This is a genomic window from Curvibacter sp. CHRR-16, from assembly GCF_018474005.1.
Taxonomy (GTDB): Bacteria; Pseudomonadota; Gammaproteobacteria; order Burkholderiales; family Burkholderiaceae_C; genus Allorhodoferax.
In genome coordinates this window covers 84,123-98,469 of sequence record NZ_JAHCSH010000003.1, presented here as the reverse complement: position 1 = coordinate 98,469, position 14,347 = coordinate 84,123, and the positions used below count along the sequence as shown (strand labels likewise).

Below are 14,347 nucleotides of genomic sequence, written 5' to 3'. Positions count from 1 at the left end.
TGTGGTGTGGTGCAGTGCGTTGTTAGGCGGCCGCTTGCAAGGTGTCGCCCAGCGCACTGACCAAGCTGGTGATTTGGGCGGGCGTGCTGATAAAGGGCGGTGCCAGCTGGATGGTGTCGCCGCCGTAGCGCACGTAAAAGCCTTTGTCCAGCATGGCCATGGCAATCTCAAAGGGGCGCTTGGCGGGTTCGCCGGGCACGGGGGCGATGGTGAAGCCCGCAGCCAACCCGTAGTTGCGGATGTCCAGCACGTGCTTGGCACCGCGCAGGCTGTGCACCGCTTGCTCGAAGTGCGGGGCCAGTTCGGCCACGCGCTGGGGGGCGTTTTCGCGCGCCAGTGCATCCATGGCAGCCACGCCAGCGGCGCAGGCTACGGGGTGGGCGCTGTAGGTGTAGCCGTGGGCAAACTCCAGCATGTAGTCCGGGCCACCCTGTGCCATGAAGGTGTCGTAAATCTCCTTGGTCGCCACCACGCCGCCCAGTGGCTGGGCACCGTTGGTCACTTGCTTGGCAAAGTTCAGGATGTCGGGCGTCACGCCAAAGGCTTCAGCCCCTGTCCATGCGCCCATGCGGCCAAAGCCAGTAATCACCTCGTCAAAGATGAGCAAGATATTGTTCTGCGTGCAAAGCTCGCGTAGGCGCTGCAAGTAGCCCACGGGCGGAATGACCACGCCAGCCGAACCCGCCATGGGCTCGACGATGACGGCGGCGATGTTGCTGGCATCGTGCAGGGCGATCAGGTCCAGCAGGTCTTCGGCCAGGCCTGCGCCGCGGTAGCCGCTGGCTTGGGCTTGCGCGGGTGGCATGCCTTGGAAGAAGGAGCCAGCAGGCGGCTGGGTGTGGGGCAGGTGGTCGGCCTCAATGCCTTGGCCGTACATCTTGCGGTTGCCCACGATGCCGCCGACCGAAATGCCGCCGTAGTTCACGCCGTGGTAGCCCTTGAGGCGGCCAATCAGGCGGGTTTTGCTGGCTTGGCCTTTAGCGCGCCAGTAGGCGCGGGCCATTTTGAGCGAGGTATCAGCCGACTCCGAGCCAGAACCGGTGAAGAACACATGGTCCAAGCCCTTGGGCATGCGCTCGACGATGCGGTTGGCCAACTCAAAAGACAAGGGGTGGCCAAACTGGAAGGCGGGCGCGTAATCGAGCGTGCCAATTTGCGCTGCCACCGCTTGGGTGATTTCGGCGCGGCCATGGCCCAGTCCACATGTCCACAGGCCGGAGAGGCCGTCAAAGTACGCCTTGCCGTGGTCGTCGTACAAATAACAACCCTCGGCGCGCACAAACATGCGCGGCTTGGCTTTGAAGTTGCGGTTGCCGGTAAAGGGCATCCAGTGCGCTTCCAGTTTGTCGGGCGTGGCGGCAAACGGTGTGGCGCTGGTGATCGGTTGGGGTTGGTCGTTGAGGTTCATGGCAAAGCCCTTCTGTCTACAGATGCCTGCCATTGTGGAAAAAGCCTTTACTCGTATAAAGTGGCAAATATCAAGGTTTACTTGCTATTTCATGAAAGTAAAAAGCAAAGCCCTGCTGGGGCCGATCAGCGACATGGATTTACGCCTGCTGCGCGTGTTCCAAACCGTGGTGGATTGCGGTGGCATGGCTGCGGCAGAGCTGGAGCTCAACATTGGCATATCCACCGTGAGCCGCCACATCAAAGACCTGGAAACCCGGTTGGGCTTGACGCTGTGCCGCCGCGGGCGGGCGGGCTTTGCCCTCACAGCAGAAGGCGAGCAGATATACGCCCAAACGCGACAACTGCTGGCAGCAGCCGAGGCGTTTCGCAGTGGTTTGGATGCGATTCACCAGCGCATGGGCGGTACGCTGCAGTTGGCCATTTTTGACAAAACGGCCAGCAACCCGGCCTCGCACATCCACGAGGCCATAGCCGCATTCCATGCTGCAGCGCCAGACGTGCAGCTCAACCTGCATGTGGCCACGCTCAACGCCATCGAGCGCGGTGTGCTCGATGGGCAGTTTGACGTCGGCATCATTCCCGGGCATCGCAATTCGGACATGCTCGACTACCTGCAGCTATTTGACGAGAGCATGTATTTGTACTGCAGCAAGGCACACCCACTATGGGAGCATGCAGAAACAGACATGGATATGGACTGGGATGCATTGGCCGACATGGGTATCGCGGGCTTGGGCTACCACTCGCCCAATATGGAACTGAGCCAAACCCGCCGCTTGCCCCGCCGCGCCACGGGCTTTGACCAAGAGGCCATTGCCACGCTGATACTGAGTGGCAGCTTTGTGGGTTTTTTACCCGACCACTACGCCGAGCAGTTTGTGCAGCGCGGCTGGATGCGCGCCCTCAACCCCGCTGTACTGCACTACCGCTGCGACTTCTTTGCCATCACCCGCCGCAGCCCCCAACCCAGCCGGGCGGCCAGATTGCTTGTGGAGTGTTTGGGGGACACGGCGTAGAGGTGTTCACCGCAGCGGGCGCCGACTTTGTTCACAAATTGCGCATCCCTGTCAGCACTGGGGTTTTGTGCGGAGGAGTACTCTGAGCACCTCGTTATTTGCTTAGGCAAGGAGTTGCTGAAATGAACTTTTCTATCTACTCACACGGCAAAAAAATTGGCTTAACCCGTGCCAATTCTTTCAACGAAGCCCAGCGCAATGCCGAACGGCAGTTTGGCACCCAATTCAACGCCACAGGCAAAGCCGAATTCGTGGCGGTGTACCCCGAGTACAACGACTTGCGCGCCCTGCCAGCGGCTGCGCGCAAGCGGCATTGATGCATGCGTCCGTTTGTCATTCCTCGCAAGTAGGTATCGCAACAAGAGTCTCTGCGTATCCGTTCACTGTCCGCGCTGGATCGGGCTCGGTGAGCCTTGCTATGGCGAAAATGATGGAAGAGATGTGGCAGGCAGAGGGACATGGCACCTATGTTCCATAAAACTGGAACGCCAGTTCTGGCGTGTGCCCACTCATCAACTCAGCCAGTGCTTTGCCCGAACCTGCGCCATGCGTCCAACCCAGCGTGCCGTGGCCAGCGTTGACCCAGATGCCGCGCACGGGGGTTTGGCCGATGTAGGGAATATTGGTGGGGGTGGCGGGGCGCAGGCCAGTCCAGTAGTTGGGCTGGCCGCCTTGCTCTGCGGTGCGGGTGTCGCACACGCCGGGCAGCACTTCTTCGATGCGGCGCGACAGCATGTGGCAGCGGGCGCGGGCCACATCGCTCTCGAGCGTCAGGTCGTAGTTGCCCACCTCGATGGTGCCCGCCACACGCAGCTGGTCGCCTAAGCGGCTGATGGCCACTTTCTTCGAGTCATCAATGGTAGATACCCATGGAGCTTGCTCGGGCTTGAGGATTTGGAACGTGGCGCTGTAGCCCTTACCGGGGTATATGGGCAGGCTCACGCCCACGGTGCGCAGCAACGGCGCGGTGTAGGAACCGCAGGCCACCACGATGTGGTCTGCCTTGTGGATTTCCATGTGCGATGGGGCTGTAGAGCTCGTGGAAACAGCTTGGATTGCTACAGAATGCATAGCACCGCGGGCGCCACTACTGGGTTTAAGGGCGGTCACGCTGTAGCCGTAGAGTAGTTCCGCGCCCTTGGCTTTGCACAGTTCGGCCAGTTTTTGGGTAAATACCAAGCAGTCGCCTGATTCGTCGCCCGGTGTGAAGGTGCCGCCCACAATGCTGTCGGCATAGGCGCGGTAGGCGGGCTCGATGTCCAAGAATTCTTGTTTGCTCACCACGCGGCGATCTACGCCGTATTTGCGCATCAGCTCGGCCGCTTCACCAGCGGTGTCAAAGGACTTTTGGTCGCTGTAAAAGTGGGCGATGCCGCGTTCCAGTCGGTTGTATTCCATACCGGTCTCGGCCACGATGTCTTTGAGTGCGGCATGGCTGTAAGAGCCCAAAGCCACCAGTTGCTGCACGTTGCGTTCAAATGCCCGGTCATTGCAGTTGGCCAAGAACTGCAGGCCCCACAAATACTGGCGAAAGCCCTCGCCAAAGGGGTTTTGGGGACGGAATAAGAGCGGGGCCTCTTTGCTCAGCATCCACTTGAGTGCCTTCAAAGGCGCGTCGCGGTTGGCCCAAGGCTCGCAGTAGCTGACCGAGATTTGTGCTCCATTGGCGAAGCTGGTTTCCAGCGCCGCGTTGGGCTGGCGGTCAATCACGGTGACGTCATGGCCGCGCTGCAGCAAATGCCAGGCGGTGCTAATGCCGATGGTTCCGGCGCCAAGGACGATGATTTTCATGGCACATGAGTGTGAAGCAAGGCCCAGTCAATTAAAAGAGCAATTAAACAGATTGCGAAAACATAAGCTGCGTTAATACAATGGCACCCATGCGAAGTTTTGAACCCGACGCTCTGGAATGCTTGGCCGCCATCGTGGAAGAAGGCGGGTTTGAGCGCGCTGCGGTGCGTTTGTCCATCACCCAGTCGGCGGTATCGCAGCGCTTGCGCTCGCTAGAAGCCCAAATCGGTACCGTGTTGCTGGTGCGCAGCCGTCCGGTCAAGCCCACAGCAGCGGGGCGTTTGCTGCTCAAACATGCCATGCAAATGCGTTTGCTGCGGGCGGATTTGGATTTTGACTTGCAAGAATTGGCGCTGCAAAGCACCGCGCCACGCGAAGAAGAGCGTGTATCGATTGCGATCAACGCCGACAGCATCGCCACCTGGGCGCTGGGCGCACTCGATGGCCTGCTGCAGGACGGCTTACCGCTGGAAATCATCACCGATGACCAAGATTTCACCCACGACTGGCTGCGTGAAGGCCAGGTGCTGGGCTGCGTTACCACCAACGACCGGGCACTGCGCGGTTGCAAAGTGGCACCGCTGGGCAGCATGCACTATGTAGCCGTAGCCAGCCCTCAGTACGCGCAAGCGCATTGCCCACAGGGTTTGAGTCCACAAAACTTCCGCAGCATTCCGTTCATCGCTTTCAACCGCAAAGACGACTTGCAGACGGAGTTTGTGGCGCGCGCGCTCAAATTGCGCCGGGTGTCGTTGCGCCAGCGCTTTGTGCCCAGTGGGCATGGACAAATGCACGCCGTGCGCAGCGGTTGGGGGGCCAGTGTGCTGCCCCGTCAGTTGGTGCAGCCTTGGTTGGACAGTGGCGATATGGTGGAGTTGCTCCCCGGTTTCACCCTAGCTGTGCAGCTCTACTGGCACTGCTGGAACCTCAATTCGGACGTGATAGACCGCCTCACACGGGCGCTAACACAGGGGGCGCAAACCGCTTTGGCGCAAGACATGCAGGAAAAAAATAGCCACAACACGGAATAAAGCCCGACTGAACCGTGTTTAAGCCATGTCATGCATTTTTTAAGGAGCAAGACATGTTGAAGCAAACACATCAGCACACCGTCTTAGGTGTTCTGCTAGGCGTGGCTATTGTGGGTTTGAGTGCCTGCGCGAGCATGGCCAGCGCACCGGCGACAAGCAACAACGGGGTACTGGTTGGCCCTACTCAAATGACGCTTTACACCTTTGACAAAGACACCGCAGGTAGTGGCAAAAGTGTATGCAATGGCCCTTGTGCTGCCAATTGGCCACCGCTGGTGGCAAGTGCCACTGCCACAGCACAAGGGAGCTGGACCGTGGTGACCCGTGACGACGGTAGCCGCCAGTGGGCGTACAAGGGGATGCCTCTGTATTACTGGGTCAAAGACCAGAAACCCGGTGACAAAACCGGCGATGGTGTGAACAAAGTCTGGCATCTGGCAACCCCTTGAATACCGTTTGAGGCCTAACAAACCATGGCAGACGTTGACATAGTGGGCTTGGCTTTGGGGCTCATCCCTCGGCTACGCCGCTATGCCCGTCTGCTCACTGGCCAGGCCAGCAGTGCGGACGACTTGGTGCAAGACACATTGGAGCGGGCACTGCGCAAGCAGCATCTATGGCGTGCCCCCGAGCAGGGGGATGAAGTCCAAGCGCTCAAGTCTTGGTTGCTGCAAATGATGCACAACCTCTACCTGAACCAGTTGCGCAGCCAGCAGCCACACTTGGATATGGAAGAACTAGGCGCTTGGGAGCCCAGCTACCAACCGCACCGAGAACTGGAAGGGCGCATGGATTTGGAGCGTGCGCTGGCTAGCATGCCAGCCGCAGGGCGTGAGGTGCTGTTACTGGTGTGTGTGGAAGAAATGTCGTATGAACAAGCGGCCCAAGTGCTGCAAGTGCCTGTGGGCACAGTCATGTCGCGCTTGTCGCGGGCGCGGCAGCGGCTGCATCAGGCCATGGAAGCAGGGGGTAGCAAACCCCAAGGTTTGAGGGCAGTGCCATGAGTACCGAGTACGAGCCACTCGACCCCATCACGCTGCATGCCTTTGTGGATGGGCAACTGGGTGCCGCAGAAGCCACAGAAGTAGCGCAGCGTTTGGCAGCGCAACCAGAGCAAGCCGCTTGGGTTGCGCAGTGCAAAGCCCACAGTACAGGGCTGCGTGCTTTGCATACAGACTATTTGCAGCAGGGGATACCGCCCAGCATGCTGCAACGCCTGCACCAGCAACAACAGCAGCGTCCACTATCTTGGCCGTTGTTGGCTCTGCGTGCGGCATGGCGACAGCCCGCATGGGTGGCTTGCTGCTGGCTCATATTGGGGGCAGCAGTCGGTGGGGGTGTTAGTTGGTGGTTGCACCCCACAGGGGCAGGCTTTGCGGCCGGCTTTGTGCGTGATGCGCAAATAGCCCATGTGGTCTACCAGCCAGAAGTGCGCCATCCGGTCGAGGTGAGTGCAGAGCAGCAAGCCCATTTGGTGCAGTGGTTGAGCAAGCGGCTGGGTCAGCCGCTGCAGGTGCCGCAATGGACTGGCGCAGGCTACAGCTTGGTCGGTGGGCGGCTGTTGCCTGCAGGGCAAAGCGGGGCAGGGACTACCAGCACGACACTGACGCGCGCCATGTTCATGTACCAGCATCCCAATGGTCAGCGTGTCACCTTGTATGTGAGCGTTTTGCCAGCCACGCCGGCGGCAAGCAGCGCATCCACCTCACCCGACTCAGGTGGTGCAGCATTCTCCCTCCAGGAAAGTCCTTTGCCCAGCATGGCGGGGGCGCAAGGACAGACTTTCTATTGGCAACAAGGCCGCATGGCGTATGCAGTGACGGGGCAAATTCCCAGCAGCGAACTGCTGCAGCTGGCCCAGTGGAGTTACCAGCAACTGCTGCCAGAAGCAGGCAGCACACAGGCTAGGGCAGCAGACAGTAAGGATCGTTGAACGCCGTGGTGGCCACGCGGGCTATTTGCTCGCGCAGCCATTGGTGCGGTCGTGAGCGCTCCAGTCGCAAGTGCCACAGTGCATCGATTTGGATCGGCGGCACTTCAATAGGCAGGTCGCGCACCACCAGTTGATCCGCAAAACCCGTCACATTGACAAAATGGCGCGGCAGCACGGTCAGCATGTCGGTTTGCGTGACCACGCGCCCTGCGGTAAAAAACTGGTTCACCGTTAGCACCACCCGGCGGCTGCGTTTGTGGTGGCGCAGTGCTTCGTCAATAAAGCCAAACGCTCGGCCCGAAAAGCTCACCAGCAAGTGGCGAGCGTTGCAAAAATCGTCCAAACCCAGTGGGCCGACAGCTAAGGGGTGGTCTTTGCGCATCACGCAGACATAGTTGCCTACGAATAAGCGCATGTGCGAGAACGCATGCGCGCTCCCAGCGTGGGTGTGGGCGGTCAAGTCGGCCACCACGGCGGGGAAGTGGCCTATCGCCAGATCGGCTTCCCCGGCTTCCAAGGCTTTGCGCGGGTCTCGGGTGGTCAGGGGCACGGTGCGCACGGCTACACCCGATGCCTCTTGCGCCAGTATTTGCATCAGCCGCGGCAGTATTTCAGCCGCCGTGGCGTCGGCCATGGTCAAGGTAAAGATGTCTTGCGCTGCCTGCGCCGTGAAGTTGCCCGGCCCCAATTGGTTTTCCAGTTGCTGCAGGGTTTCGCGCACGGCCAGCCACAGGCCTTCGGCACGGGGCGTGGCTTCCAAATGGCGTCCGTTGCGCACCAGCAGTTCGTCGCCCAGTGCATCGCGCAGGCGGCGCAGGGCATTGCTGACGGCAGGCTGCGTTAGAGCCAACTGCTCTGCAGCCCGGGTGATGTTGCGTTCGGCCATGATGGCGTCGAACACTTTCAGTAAGTTGAGGTCGAACGAACGCAGGTGCAGGGTTTTCTCAGGCATGGATGCAAGCATATGCGGCAGTGGTGGGGGCCATGCAAATTTTTTTGCAAACCATGTCAACCAAGTCACAGGCTGGCGCGTGAAAGCTCTATCTCTGTTACTGCATTACCAATTTATGCGCAAAGACAGCATCCAAGTTCCTGAAAAAGGCACCTACCAGTGGCAACTGTTTGATTACTGGCTGGACGAGTTCCGCAACAGCCATGCCAACCACTCGGCCTACATCGCCTTGAACTTCGCCGGTGTGTTGGACGATTGCCGCAGCAAATTGCACACCTTGCTCCAAAAGCACCGTGCCCAAGCTGCTGGAGCCCAAGCGCAACGCCACCAGCGTGCTATCAGCCGTTTGCAGTCCACCATCACCGGGGCTGCCATGGAATACGAAAGCGCTTACAGCACCCACTAAGTGGTTCGCTACTGGGCCTGCGCCAGCTCCTCCAGCACGTGGAGAACAGCTTCACCGTAGGCCTGCAGCTTTTGGCTGCCCATGCCGCTAATGCCCTCCAAATCCCCCAAGCTCTGGGGTTGGCGCTGGGCGATGGCGGCCAAGGTGGCGTCATGAAAAATCACATACGCCGGTAAATTGTGGTCACGCGCCACTTGGGCGCGCCATGCTTTGAGCGCGCTGTAGCGCAGCAAACCACCGCTGTCCAATGCCACGGGGGCTTTGACCACCGCCCCCAAACGGGCAGGGCGGCGTTGCCCGCGTGCTGCTGCTGGGTGGCTGGGTTCGCGCAGCAGTACCGGCACTTCGCCACGCAGCACGGGCCGTGATGCATCGTTGAGCTCCAGCGTGTTGAAATCCCCCCCGCGTACCGCCACGGCCCCCATGGCCAGCAGTTGGCGCAGCACACTGCGCAGCTGTGCCTCGCTGTACTGTTGTCCCACACCCCAGGTGCTGAGTTGGTCGTGCCCGTACAACGCGGTTTTGTCGTTCGCTTTGCCGCGCACCACGTCCATGAGGTGCCCGGCACCGAAGCTGCGCCCATCGTGCTGGGCGATGCGGTAAATGGTGGACAGCAGCATGCGCGCTGCTTCAGTCGCATCCCACGTCGCAGGGGGCTGCAGGCAGTTGTCGCAGTTACCGCAGGCGTGGCTCTCCTCGCCAAAGTAGGCCAGCAAGCGCACGCGGCGGCAGTCGCTGGCCTCGGCCAAGCCCAACAGGGCATCGAGTTTGCCGCGCTGCACACGCTTGAATTCGTCGCTGGCCGGGCTTTCGTCGATCATGCGGCGTTGCTGCACTACGTCGGCTAGGCCGTAGACCATCCAGGCTTGGGCGGGCAGTCCATCACGCCCGGCACGCCCGGTTTCTTGGTAATAACCTTCGATGTTTTTGGGCATGTCCAAGTGCGCCACAAAGCGCACATCGGGCTTATCTATCCCCATGCCAAAGGCGATAGTGGCCACCATGATGAGGCCTTCTTCGCGCAAAAAGCGGTCTTGGTGGTGCTGGCGCACGCTGCTGTCGAGCCCCGCGTGGTAGGGCAAGGCTGCGTAGCCGGCCTCTACCAAGGCCTCGGCCACCGACTCCACCTTGCGCCGACTCTGGCAGTAGACGATGCCGCTGTCCCCCTCGTGCTCGCGCACAAAGCGCAGCAGTTGCTGCAGCGGCGTTTGCTTTTCGACGATGGTGTAGCGGATGTTAGGGCGGTCAAAGCTGCTGACAAACTGGCGCGCATCCTGCAGTTGCAGTCGTTCCACTATGTCTTCGCGCGTCAGGGCGTCGGCGGTAGCGGTCAACGCCAAGCGGGGCACCTGCGGGTAGCGTTCGTGCAGCAGTGTCAACGCCCGGTACTCGGGCCTGAAGTCGTGCCCCCATTGGCTCACGCAGTGGGCTTCGTCGATGGCGAACAGGCCCAAGCGGCCTTGCGCCGCCAGTGCATCGAGCAGCGCCAGAAAGCGGCTGTTGTTCACGCGCTCTGGCGCAGCGTACAGCAAGGTCAGTTCACCGCGCAGCAGGGCTTGCTCTATCTGGTGCGCCTCTTCATGGCTGAGCGTGGAGTTGAGAAACGCCGCGCTCACCCCGGCTTCGTGCAGTGCGCCCACCTGGTCGTGCATGAGGGCGATGAGTGGCGATACGACCAAGCACACCCCCAGCCCTGCTTGGGCGCGGGCGATGGCCGGTATCTGGTAGCACAGCGACTTGCCGCCACCGGTGGGCATGAGTACGAGCGCATCCCCGCCTTGGCAGACATGTTCCACGATAGCAGCTTGTTCGCCACGGAACTGGTCGTAGCCAAACACGCTGCGCAGGATGTGTTGGCAGTCGCTCAGAGAGGGCAAAGGGGATGAAGGGCTAAGGCTGGTCAATTCACTGGCTTAAAATTCGCGCTTCCCAAGGAGCGTTGCAGCTGCAGTTCGGCCACTGGCCGGGCTTGTGGTCAGGCTTGGGCACCACAACTGCGCTCACCATGTTCAACCCTGTATTGTGAATGGTGAGAGATGAAGCCGATTGTTTACACCCGCGCGCAAGCGCTGCCCGAAATTTTGAAGCAACGCATTGTGATCCTCGATGGCGCTATGGGCACCATGATCCAACGCTTCAAGCTGGACGAAGCCCAGTACCGTGGTGCGCGCTTTGCCGACTTTCCGCACGATGTGAAGGGCAACAACGAGCTGCTCAGTCTCACACGCCCCGATGTGATCCGCGACATCCACGAAGGTTACTTGGCCGCTGGTGCCGACTTGGTGGAAACCAATACCTTTGGTGCCACCACTGTGGCCCAGGCCGATTACGGCATGGAGCACTTGGTGCGTGAGATGAACTACGAGTCCGCCCGCTTGGCGCGCCAAGCGTGCGACAAGTACAGCACCCCCGACAAACCCCGCTACGTGGCCGGAGCCTTGGGCCCTACGCCCAAAACCGCCAGCATCAGCCCCGATGTGAATGACCCCGGCGCGCGCAATGTGTCTTTCGAAGAATTGCGCGTTGCTTACTACGACCAAACGCAGGCATTGGTCGAAGGGGGGGCCGATGTGCTGTTGGTGGAGACGATTTTTGACACGCTCAACGCCAAAGCGGCCTTGTTTGCCATCGACGAGTACTTTGAAGCCAGTGGCGAGCGCCTGCCCATCATGATCAGCGGTACGGTGACCGATGCCTCTGGGCGCATTCTGTCGGGCCAGACGGTGACAGCTTTCTGGCACAGCGTGCGCCATGCGCGCCCCCTGTCGATTGGCCTGAACTGCGCCTTGGGTGCGGCACTCATGCGCCCCTATATACAAGAGCTCAACCGCGTGGCCACCGATACCTTCATCAGTTGCTACCCCAACGCCGGTCTGCCCAATCCCATGAGCGATACCGGCTTTGACGAAACGCCCGAAATCACCAGCCGTTTGGTGCACGAATTTGCCGCCGAAGGTCTGGTCAATATCGTGGGCGGCTGCTGTGGCACTACGCCAGACCATATCGGCGCTATTGCCAATGCGGTTGCCCCGGTGAAGACGCGCAATTTCTGGTCTGCGTATGCACAGGCCAATTAACTAGCTTGCAATAAAGGGTTGGCCTATGTCACGTGTACGGTTTGGAATCGTGGGTGTCGCCAAAATCGCGACGCAAAAAGTCATACCCGCCTTGCAGCAAGCATCTGCCATTGAGGTAGCGGCTATTGCCTCGCGCAGCTTGGATAAGGCCCAGCAAGCAGCCCAAGCCTTGGGCATTGCCAAGGCCTACGGTCGTTATGAAGATTTGCTGTCCGATCCGGACATCGACGCCATTTACAACCCCTTGCCCAACGATTGGCATGTGCCGCTCACCTTGGCAGCAGCCCGTGCGGGTAAGCATGTGCTGTGCGAAAAACCCATCGCGCTGACGGCGAAGGAAGCCGCGCAACTGCGCGAGGTGGCTGGCCACGTGCACATCATGGAAGGGTTTATGGTGCGCTTCCATCCCCAATGGCTGCGTGCCCGTGAACTGGTGCGCACAGGCCGATTGGGCGAATTGCGCAGCATGAACATGCAGTTCAGTTATTTCAACGCCGATCCGGGCAACATCCGCAACCAAGCCGCTTTGGGCGGTGGGGCGCTCATGGATATAGGTTGCTACCCCGTGGTGGCAGGGCGTTTCTTTTTCGATGCCGAACCTGTGCGCGTGCTGGGGCTGGCCGATGTGGATGCGCGCTTTGGCGTCGATCGCACCTTCACTGCTTTGCTCGACTTTGGCCAAGGCCGTCAACTCAGCTTTACCGTATCTACCCAATCGGCACCGTACCAGCGCTTGCAGCTCATGGGCAGTGCTGCGCGCTTGGAAATGCAGATTCCGGTCAATGCGCAGCCCCAGCAAGCCAGCCGCATTTGGTGGGACGATGGCAGTGCCCCGGGTGCAGCCGCCGCCCAGTCCGAAGACTTGCCGCCTTGCGATCAGTACGCCCTCATGGGCCAAGCTTTTGCGCAGGCCGTGCAGGGTGTGCACCCCCTGCCTTATGGGGTGGAGGATGCTATCCAGAATATGCGCATACTCGACGCCCTCAGGGTCAGTGCCGCGCAGGGCACATGGCAGACGCTCAGCCCAGACTAAAGACGGCGTTTAAGCACTGTCTTGGTTTTGCGATCGGCGCAAGCGTTCGCGGCTGTTGGACAGGTGGGTGCGCATGGCAGCCCGGGCTGAATCCGCATCGCCAGCCCGAATGGCCTCGTAAATGTTTTCGTGTTCACCGTGTACGCGCTGCAGGTAGGCCAAACGTCCTTCAGGTGCCGCGTTGGCCGTATTGATGCGGGTACGCGGAATGATCATGGTGCCTAGGTAGGTCATCAGGTCTTCAAAGTGGCGGTTGCCTGTGGCACGTGCCACTTCCAAGTGGAACTGGAAGTCAGCCGGCACCGCATCTGAAGTTTCTTGGATAGCTTGGTGGAACACCTTCAGCGCGGCGGCAATGCGCTCTAAATCGTGTTCGGAACGGCGAGAGGCAGCAAGGCCTGCGGCCTCCGTTTCCAAGCTGATGCGCAGTTCCAGCAAAGAAATGACGTCGGCTACGGTGGAGAAGTCCTCGGGTGCGATGCGAAACGTGGCTTGCTCACTGACGTGCTTGGCAAACGTGCCAATGCCGTGCCGCGTTTCCACCATGTCGGAAGCTTGCAGGCGCGAAATGGCTTCGCGCACAACGGTGCGACTGACAGAGAAGCGTGCCATGAGCTCGGCTTCCGAGGGTAATTTTTCTCCTGGGGCAATCGCGCCGGCGCGAATATCGTGGCTGATGGCCTGCACGATTTCCGGTACCAGGCCACGTTGTCGTCCTCGTCCCGGGCCGCTTAGGGTTTGTACTAGGTTGTTCATTTTTTTCTTGACTCGCTTCTTATGCCTTGGCTACAGTCGCCAAAGTTGTCAGACAACTTGTAAGTTGGGCGATGCCAAACTGTAGCAAATAGCAAGTCGTTTGTCGAAAATTAATGCCAATAAGACAGTGAAAGAGTAAATAAATGAAAGTTGCAAACAAATTGCTCCTGACCGGTGCTGCTGGTGGTCTGGGTAAAGTCTTGCGTGAGACCCTCAAGCCCTACTGCGATGTGATTCGCTTGTCTGACAAGGCGGCCATGGAGCCTGCCAAAGCCGGTGAAGAGGTCATACAAGCTGATTTGGCCAATGCGGCCGAAGTCAATGCCATGGTGGAAGGCTGCGACGCCATCATCCACATGGGTGGTATTTCGGTGGAGGCTCCTTTCGAAGCCATCATGCAAGCCAACATTTTGGGCGTGTACAACCTGTACGAAGCAGCCCGCAAGCACGGCGTTAAGCGCGTGATTTTTGCCAGCTCCAACCACGTGATTGGCTTTTACAAGCAAAGCGAAACCATCACTGTGGACAGCGCTCCCCGTCCCGATGGTTACTATGGCTTGAGCAAGGCCTATGGCGAAGACCTGTCGCGCTACTACTTTGACCGCTACGGCATCGAGACCGTGTGCTTGCGCATTGGCTCGTCCTTCCCCAAGCCACGCGATCGCCGCATGCTGTGCACTTATCTGAGCTACGACGATTTGCTGCGCTTGTTGGTGGCATCGTTGAGCGCGCCTGCTGTGGGCCACAGCATCATTTACGGTGTGTCCGACAACCCCGTGACATGGTGGGACAACTCTGGCGCACGCCACATTGGTTACAAGCCACAAGACAGCTCGGCTGTGTTCCGCGAAGAGGTGTACGCCAACACAGCGACCCCCGATCCGAAAGATCCTGCTGCAATCTACCAAGGCGGTGCATTCGTCAAGGCCAACCCTTAATCAC

At 59.8% G+C, this 14,347-nt stretch carries 15 protein-coding genes and 1 riboswitch; of the genes, 10 read left to right on the top strand and 5 right to left on the bottom strand.

Annotation, left to right across the window (positions count from 1 at the left end; all coding sequences use genetic code 11):
- Positions 1 to 22 precede the first annotated feature (22 nt).
- Positions 23 to 1,408 carry an omega-aminotransferase AptA gene (gene aptA, locus KIK84_RS07380; protein WP_214122429.1) on the bottom strand — a complete coding sequence of 462 codons (1,386 nt, stop codon included), beginning with the start codon at positions 1,406 to 1,408 and terminating at the stop codon, positions 23 to 25.
- Positions 1,409 to 1,499: 91 nt separating this feature from the next.
- On the opposite strand from aptA, the gene KIK84_RS07375 reads away from it, so the two are divergent.
- Both KIK84_RS07375 and KIK84_RS07370 read left to right on the top strand, forming a co-directional pair.
- On the top strand, positions 1,500 to 2,426 hold the full coding sequence (locus KIK84_RS07375; protein ID WP_214122428.1) for a LysR family transcriptional regulator: 927 nt from the start codon (positions 1,500 to 1,502) through the stop codon (positions 2,424 to 2,426).
- A 122-nt stretch (positions 2,427 to 2,548) separates the two neighbouring features.
- Positions 2,549 to 2,743, top strand: a complete 195-nt coding sequence (locus KIK84_RS07370) for a hypothetical protein (RefSeq protein WP_214122427.1) — start codon at positions 2,549 to 2,551, stop codon at positions 2,741 to 2,743.
- 148 nt (positions 2,744 to 2,891) lie between these two features.
- Here the strand turns inward: KIK84_RS07370 and KIK84_RS07365 are convergent, their stop codons facing one another.
- Positions 2,892 to 4,217: a D-amino acid dehydrogenase gene (locus KIK84_RS07365; protein WP_214122426.1), complete on the bottom strand. Its 1,326-nt coding sequence runs from the start codon at positions 4,215 to 4,217 to the stop codon at positions 2,892 to 2,894.
- An 89-nt stretch (positions 4,218 to 4,306) separates the two neighbouring features.
- On the opposite strand from KIK84_RS07365, the gene KIK84_RS07360 reads away from it, so the two are divergent.
- From KIK84_RS07360 to KIK84_RS07345, 4 genes are all read left to right on the top strand, one after another.
- A complete protein-coding gene (locus KIK84_RS07360) occupies positions 4,307 to 5,248 on the top strand; it encodes a LysR family transcriptional regulator ArgP (RefSeq protein WP_214122425.1) in 942 nt (313 codons plus the stop codon).
- A gap of 134 nt (positions 5,249 to 5,382) precedes the next feature.
- The gene (locus KIK84_RS07355) at positions 5,383 to 5,697 is read left to right on the top strand and encodes a COG4315 family predicted lipoprotein (protein WP_502757550.1); all 315 of its coding nucleotides are present in this window, start codon (positions 5,383 to 5,385) and stop codon (positions 5,695 to 5,697) included.
- Between the two features lie 24 nt (positions 5,698 to 5,721).
- The gene (locus KIK84_RS07350) at positions 5,722 to 6,252 is read left to right on the top strand and encodes an RNA polymerase sigma factor (RefSeq protein WP_214122423.1); all 531 of its coding nucleotides are present in this window, start codon (positions 5,722 to 5,724) and stop codon (positions 6,250 to 6,252) included.
- Positions 6,249 to 7,181, top strand: a complete 933-nt coding sequence (locus tag KIK84_RS07345) for an anti-sigma factor family protein (protein ID WP_214122422.1) — start codon at positions 6,249 to 6,251, stop codon at positions 7,179 to 7,181. Before KIK84_RS07350 ends, KIK84_RS07345 begins: the two co-directional genes overlap by 4 nt.
- Here the strand turns inward: KIK84_RS07345 and KIK84_RS07340 are convergent.
- Positions 7,153 to 8,145 (bottom strand): LysR family transcriptional regulator, encoded by a 993-nt coding sequence (locus tag KIK84_RS07340; RefSeq protein ID WP_250207844.1) that lies wholly within the window; start codon positions 8,143 to 8,145, stop codon positions 7,153 to 7,155. The genes KIK84_RS07345 and KIK84_RS07340 overlap by 29 nt on opposite strands.
- A 67-nt stretch (positions 8,146 to 8,212) precedes the next feature.
- On the opposite strand from KIK84_RS07340, the gene KIK84_RS07335 reads away from it, so the two are divergent.
- Complete coding sequence (locus tag KIK84_RS07335) at positions 8,213 to 8,539, top strand: hypothetical protein (RefSeq protein ID WP_214122421.1); 327 nt, start codon at positions 8,213 to 8,215, stop codon at positions 8,537 to 8,539.
- Between the two features lie 8 nt (positions 8,540 to 8,547).
- On the opposite strand, the gene recQ is transcribed toward KIK84_RS07335, so the two are convergent.
- Positions 8,548 to 10,407: a DNA helicase RecQ gene (recQ, locus tag KIK84_RS07330; protein WP_502757549.1), complete on the bottom strand. Its 1,860-nt coding sequence runs from the start codon at positions 10,405 to 10,407 to the stop codon at positions 8,548 to 8,550.
- A gap of 57 nt (positions 10,408 to 10,464) precedes the next feature.
- Positions 10,465 to 10,548, top strand: a riboswitch (S-adenosyl-L-homocysteine riboswitch).
- 27 nt (positions 10,549 to 10,575) lie between these two features.
- On the opposite strand from recQ, the gene KIK84_RS07325 reads away from it, so the two are divergent.
- Both KIK84_RS07325 and KIK84_RS07320 read left to right on the top strand, forming a co-directional pair.
- On the top strand, positions 10,576 to 11,616 hold the full coding sequence (locus KIK84_RS07325; protein ID WP_214122420.1) for a homocysteine S-methyltransferase family protein: 1,041 nt from the start codon (positions 10,576 to 10,578) through the stop codon (positions 11,614 to 11,616).
- Positions 11,617 to 11,641: 25 nt separating this feature from the next.
- The gene (locus KIK84_RS07320) at positions 11,642 to 12,649 is read left to right on the top strand and encodes a Gfo/Idh/MocA family protein (RefSeq protein WP_214122419.1); all 1,008 of its coding nucleotides are present in this window, start codon (positions 11,642 to 11,644) and stop codon (positions 12,647 to 12,649) included.
- A gap of 9 nt (positions 12,650 to 12,658) precedes the next feature.
- On the opposite strand, the gene KIK84_RS07315 is transcribed toward KIK84_RS07320, so the two are convergent.
- Positions 12,659 to 13,405: a FadR/GntR family transcriptional regulator gene (locus KIK84_RS07315; RefSeq protein WP_214122418.1), complete on the bottom strand. Its 747-nt coding sequence runs from the start codon at positions 13,403 to 13,405 to the stop codon at positions 12,659 to 12,661.
- A gap of 143 nt (positions 13,406 to 13,548) precedes the next feature.
- Here KIK84_RS07315 and KIK84_RS07310 point away from each other — a divergent pair, with 143 nt between their 5' ends.
- Positions 13,549 to 14,343, top strand: a complete 795-nt coding sequence (locus KIK84_RS07310) for an NAD-dependent epimerase/dehydratase family protein (RefSeq protein ID WP_214122417.1) — start codon at positions 13,549 to 13,551, stop codon at positions 14,341 to 14,343.
- The last annotated feature ends 4 nt before the right edge of the window (positions 14,344 to 14,347 follow it).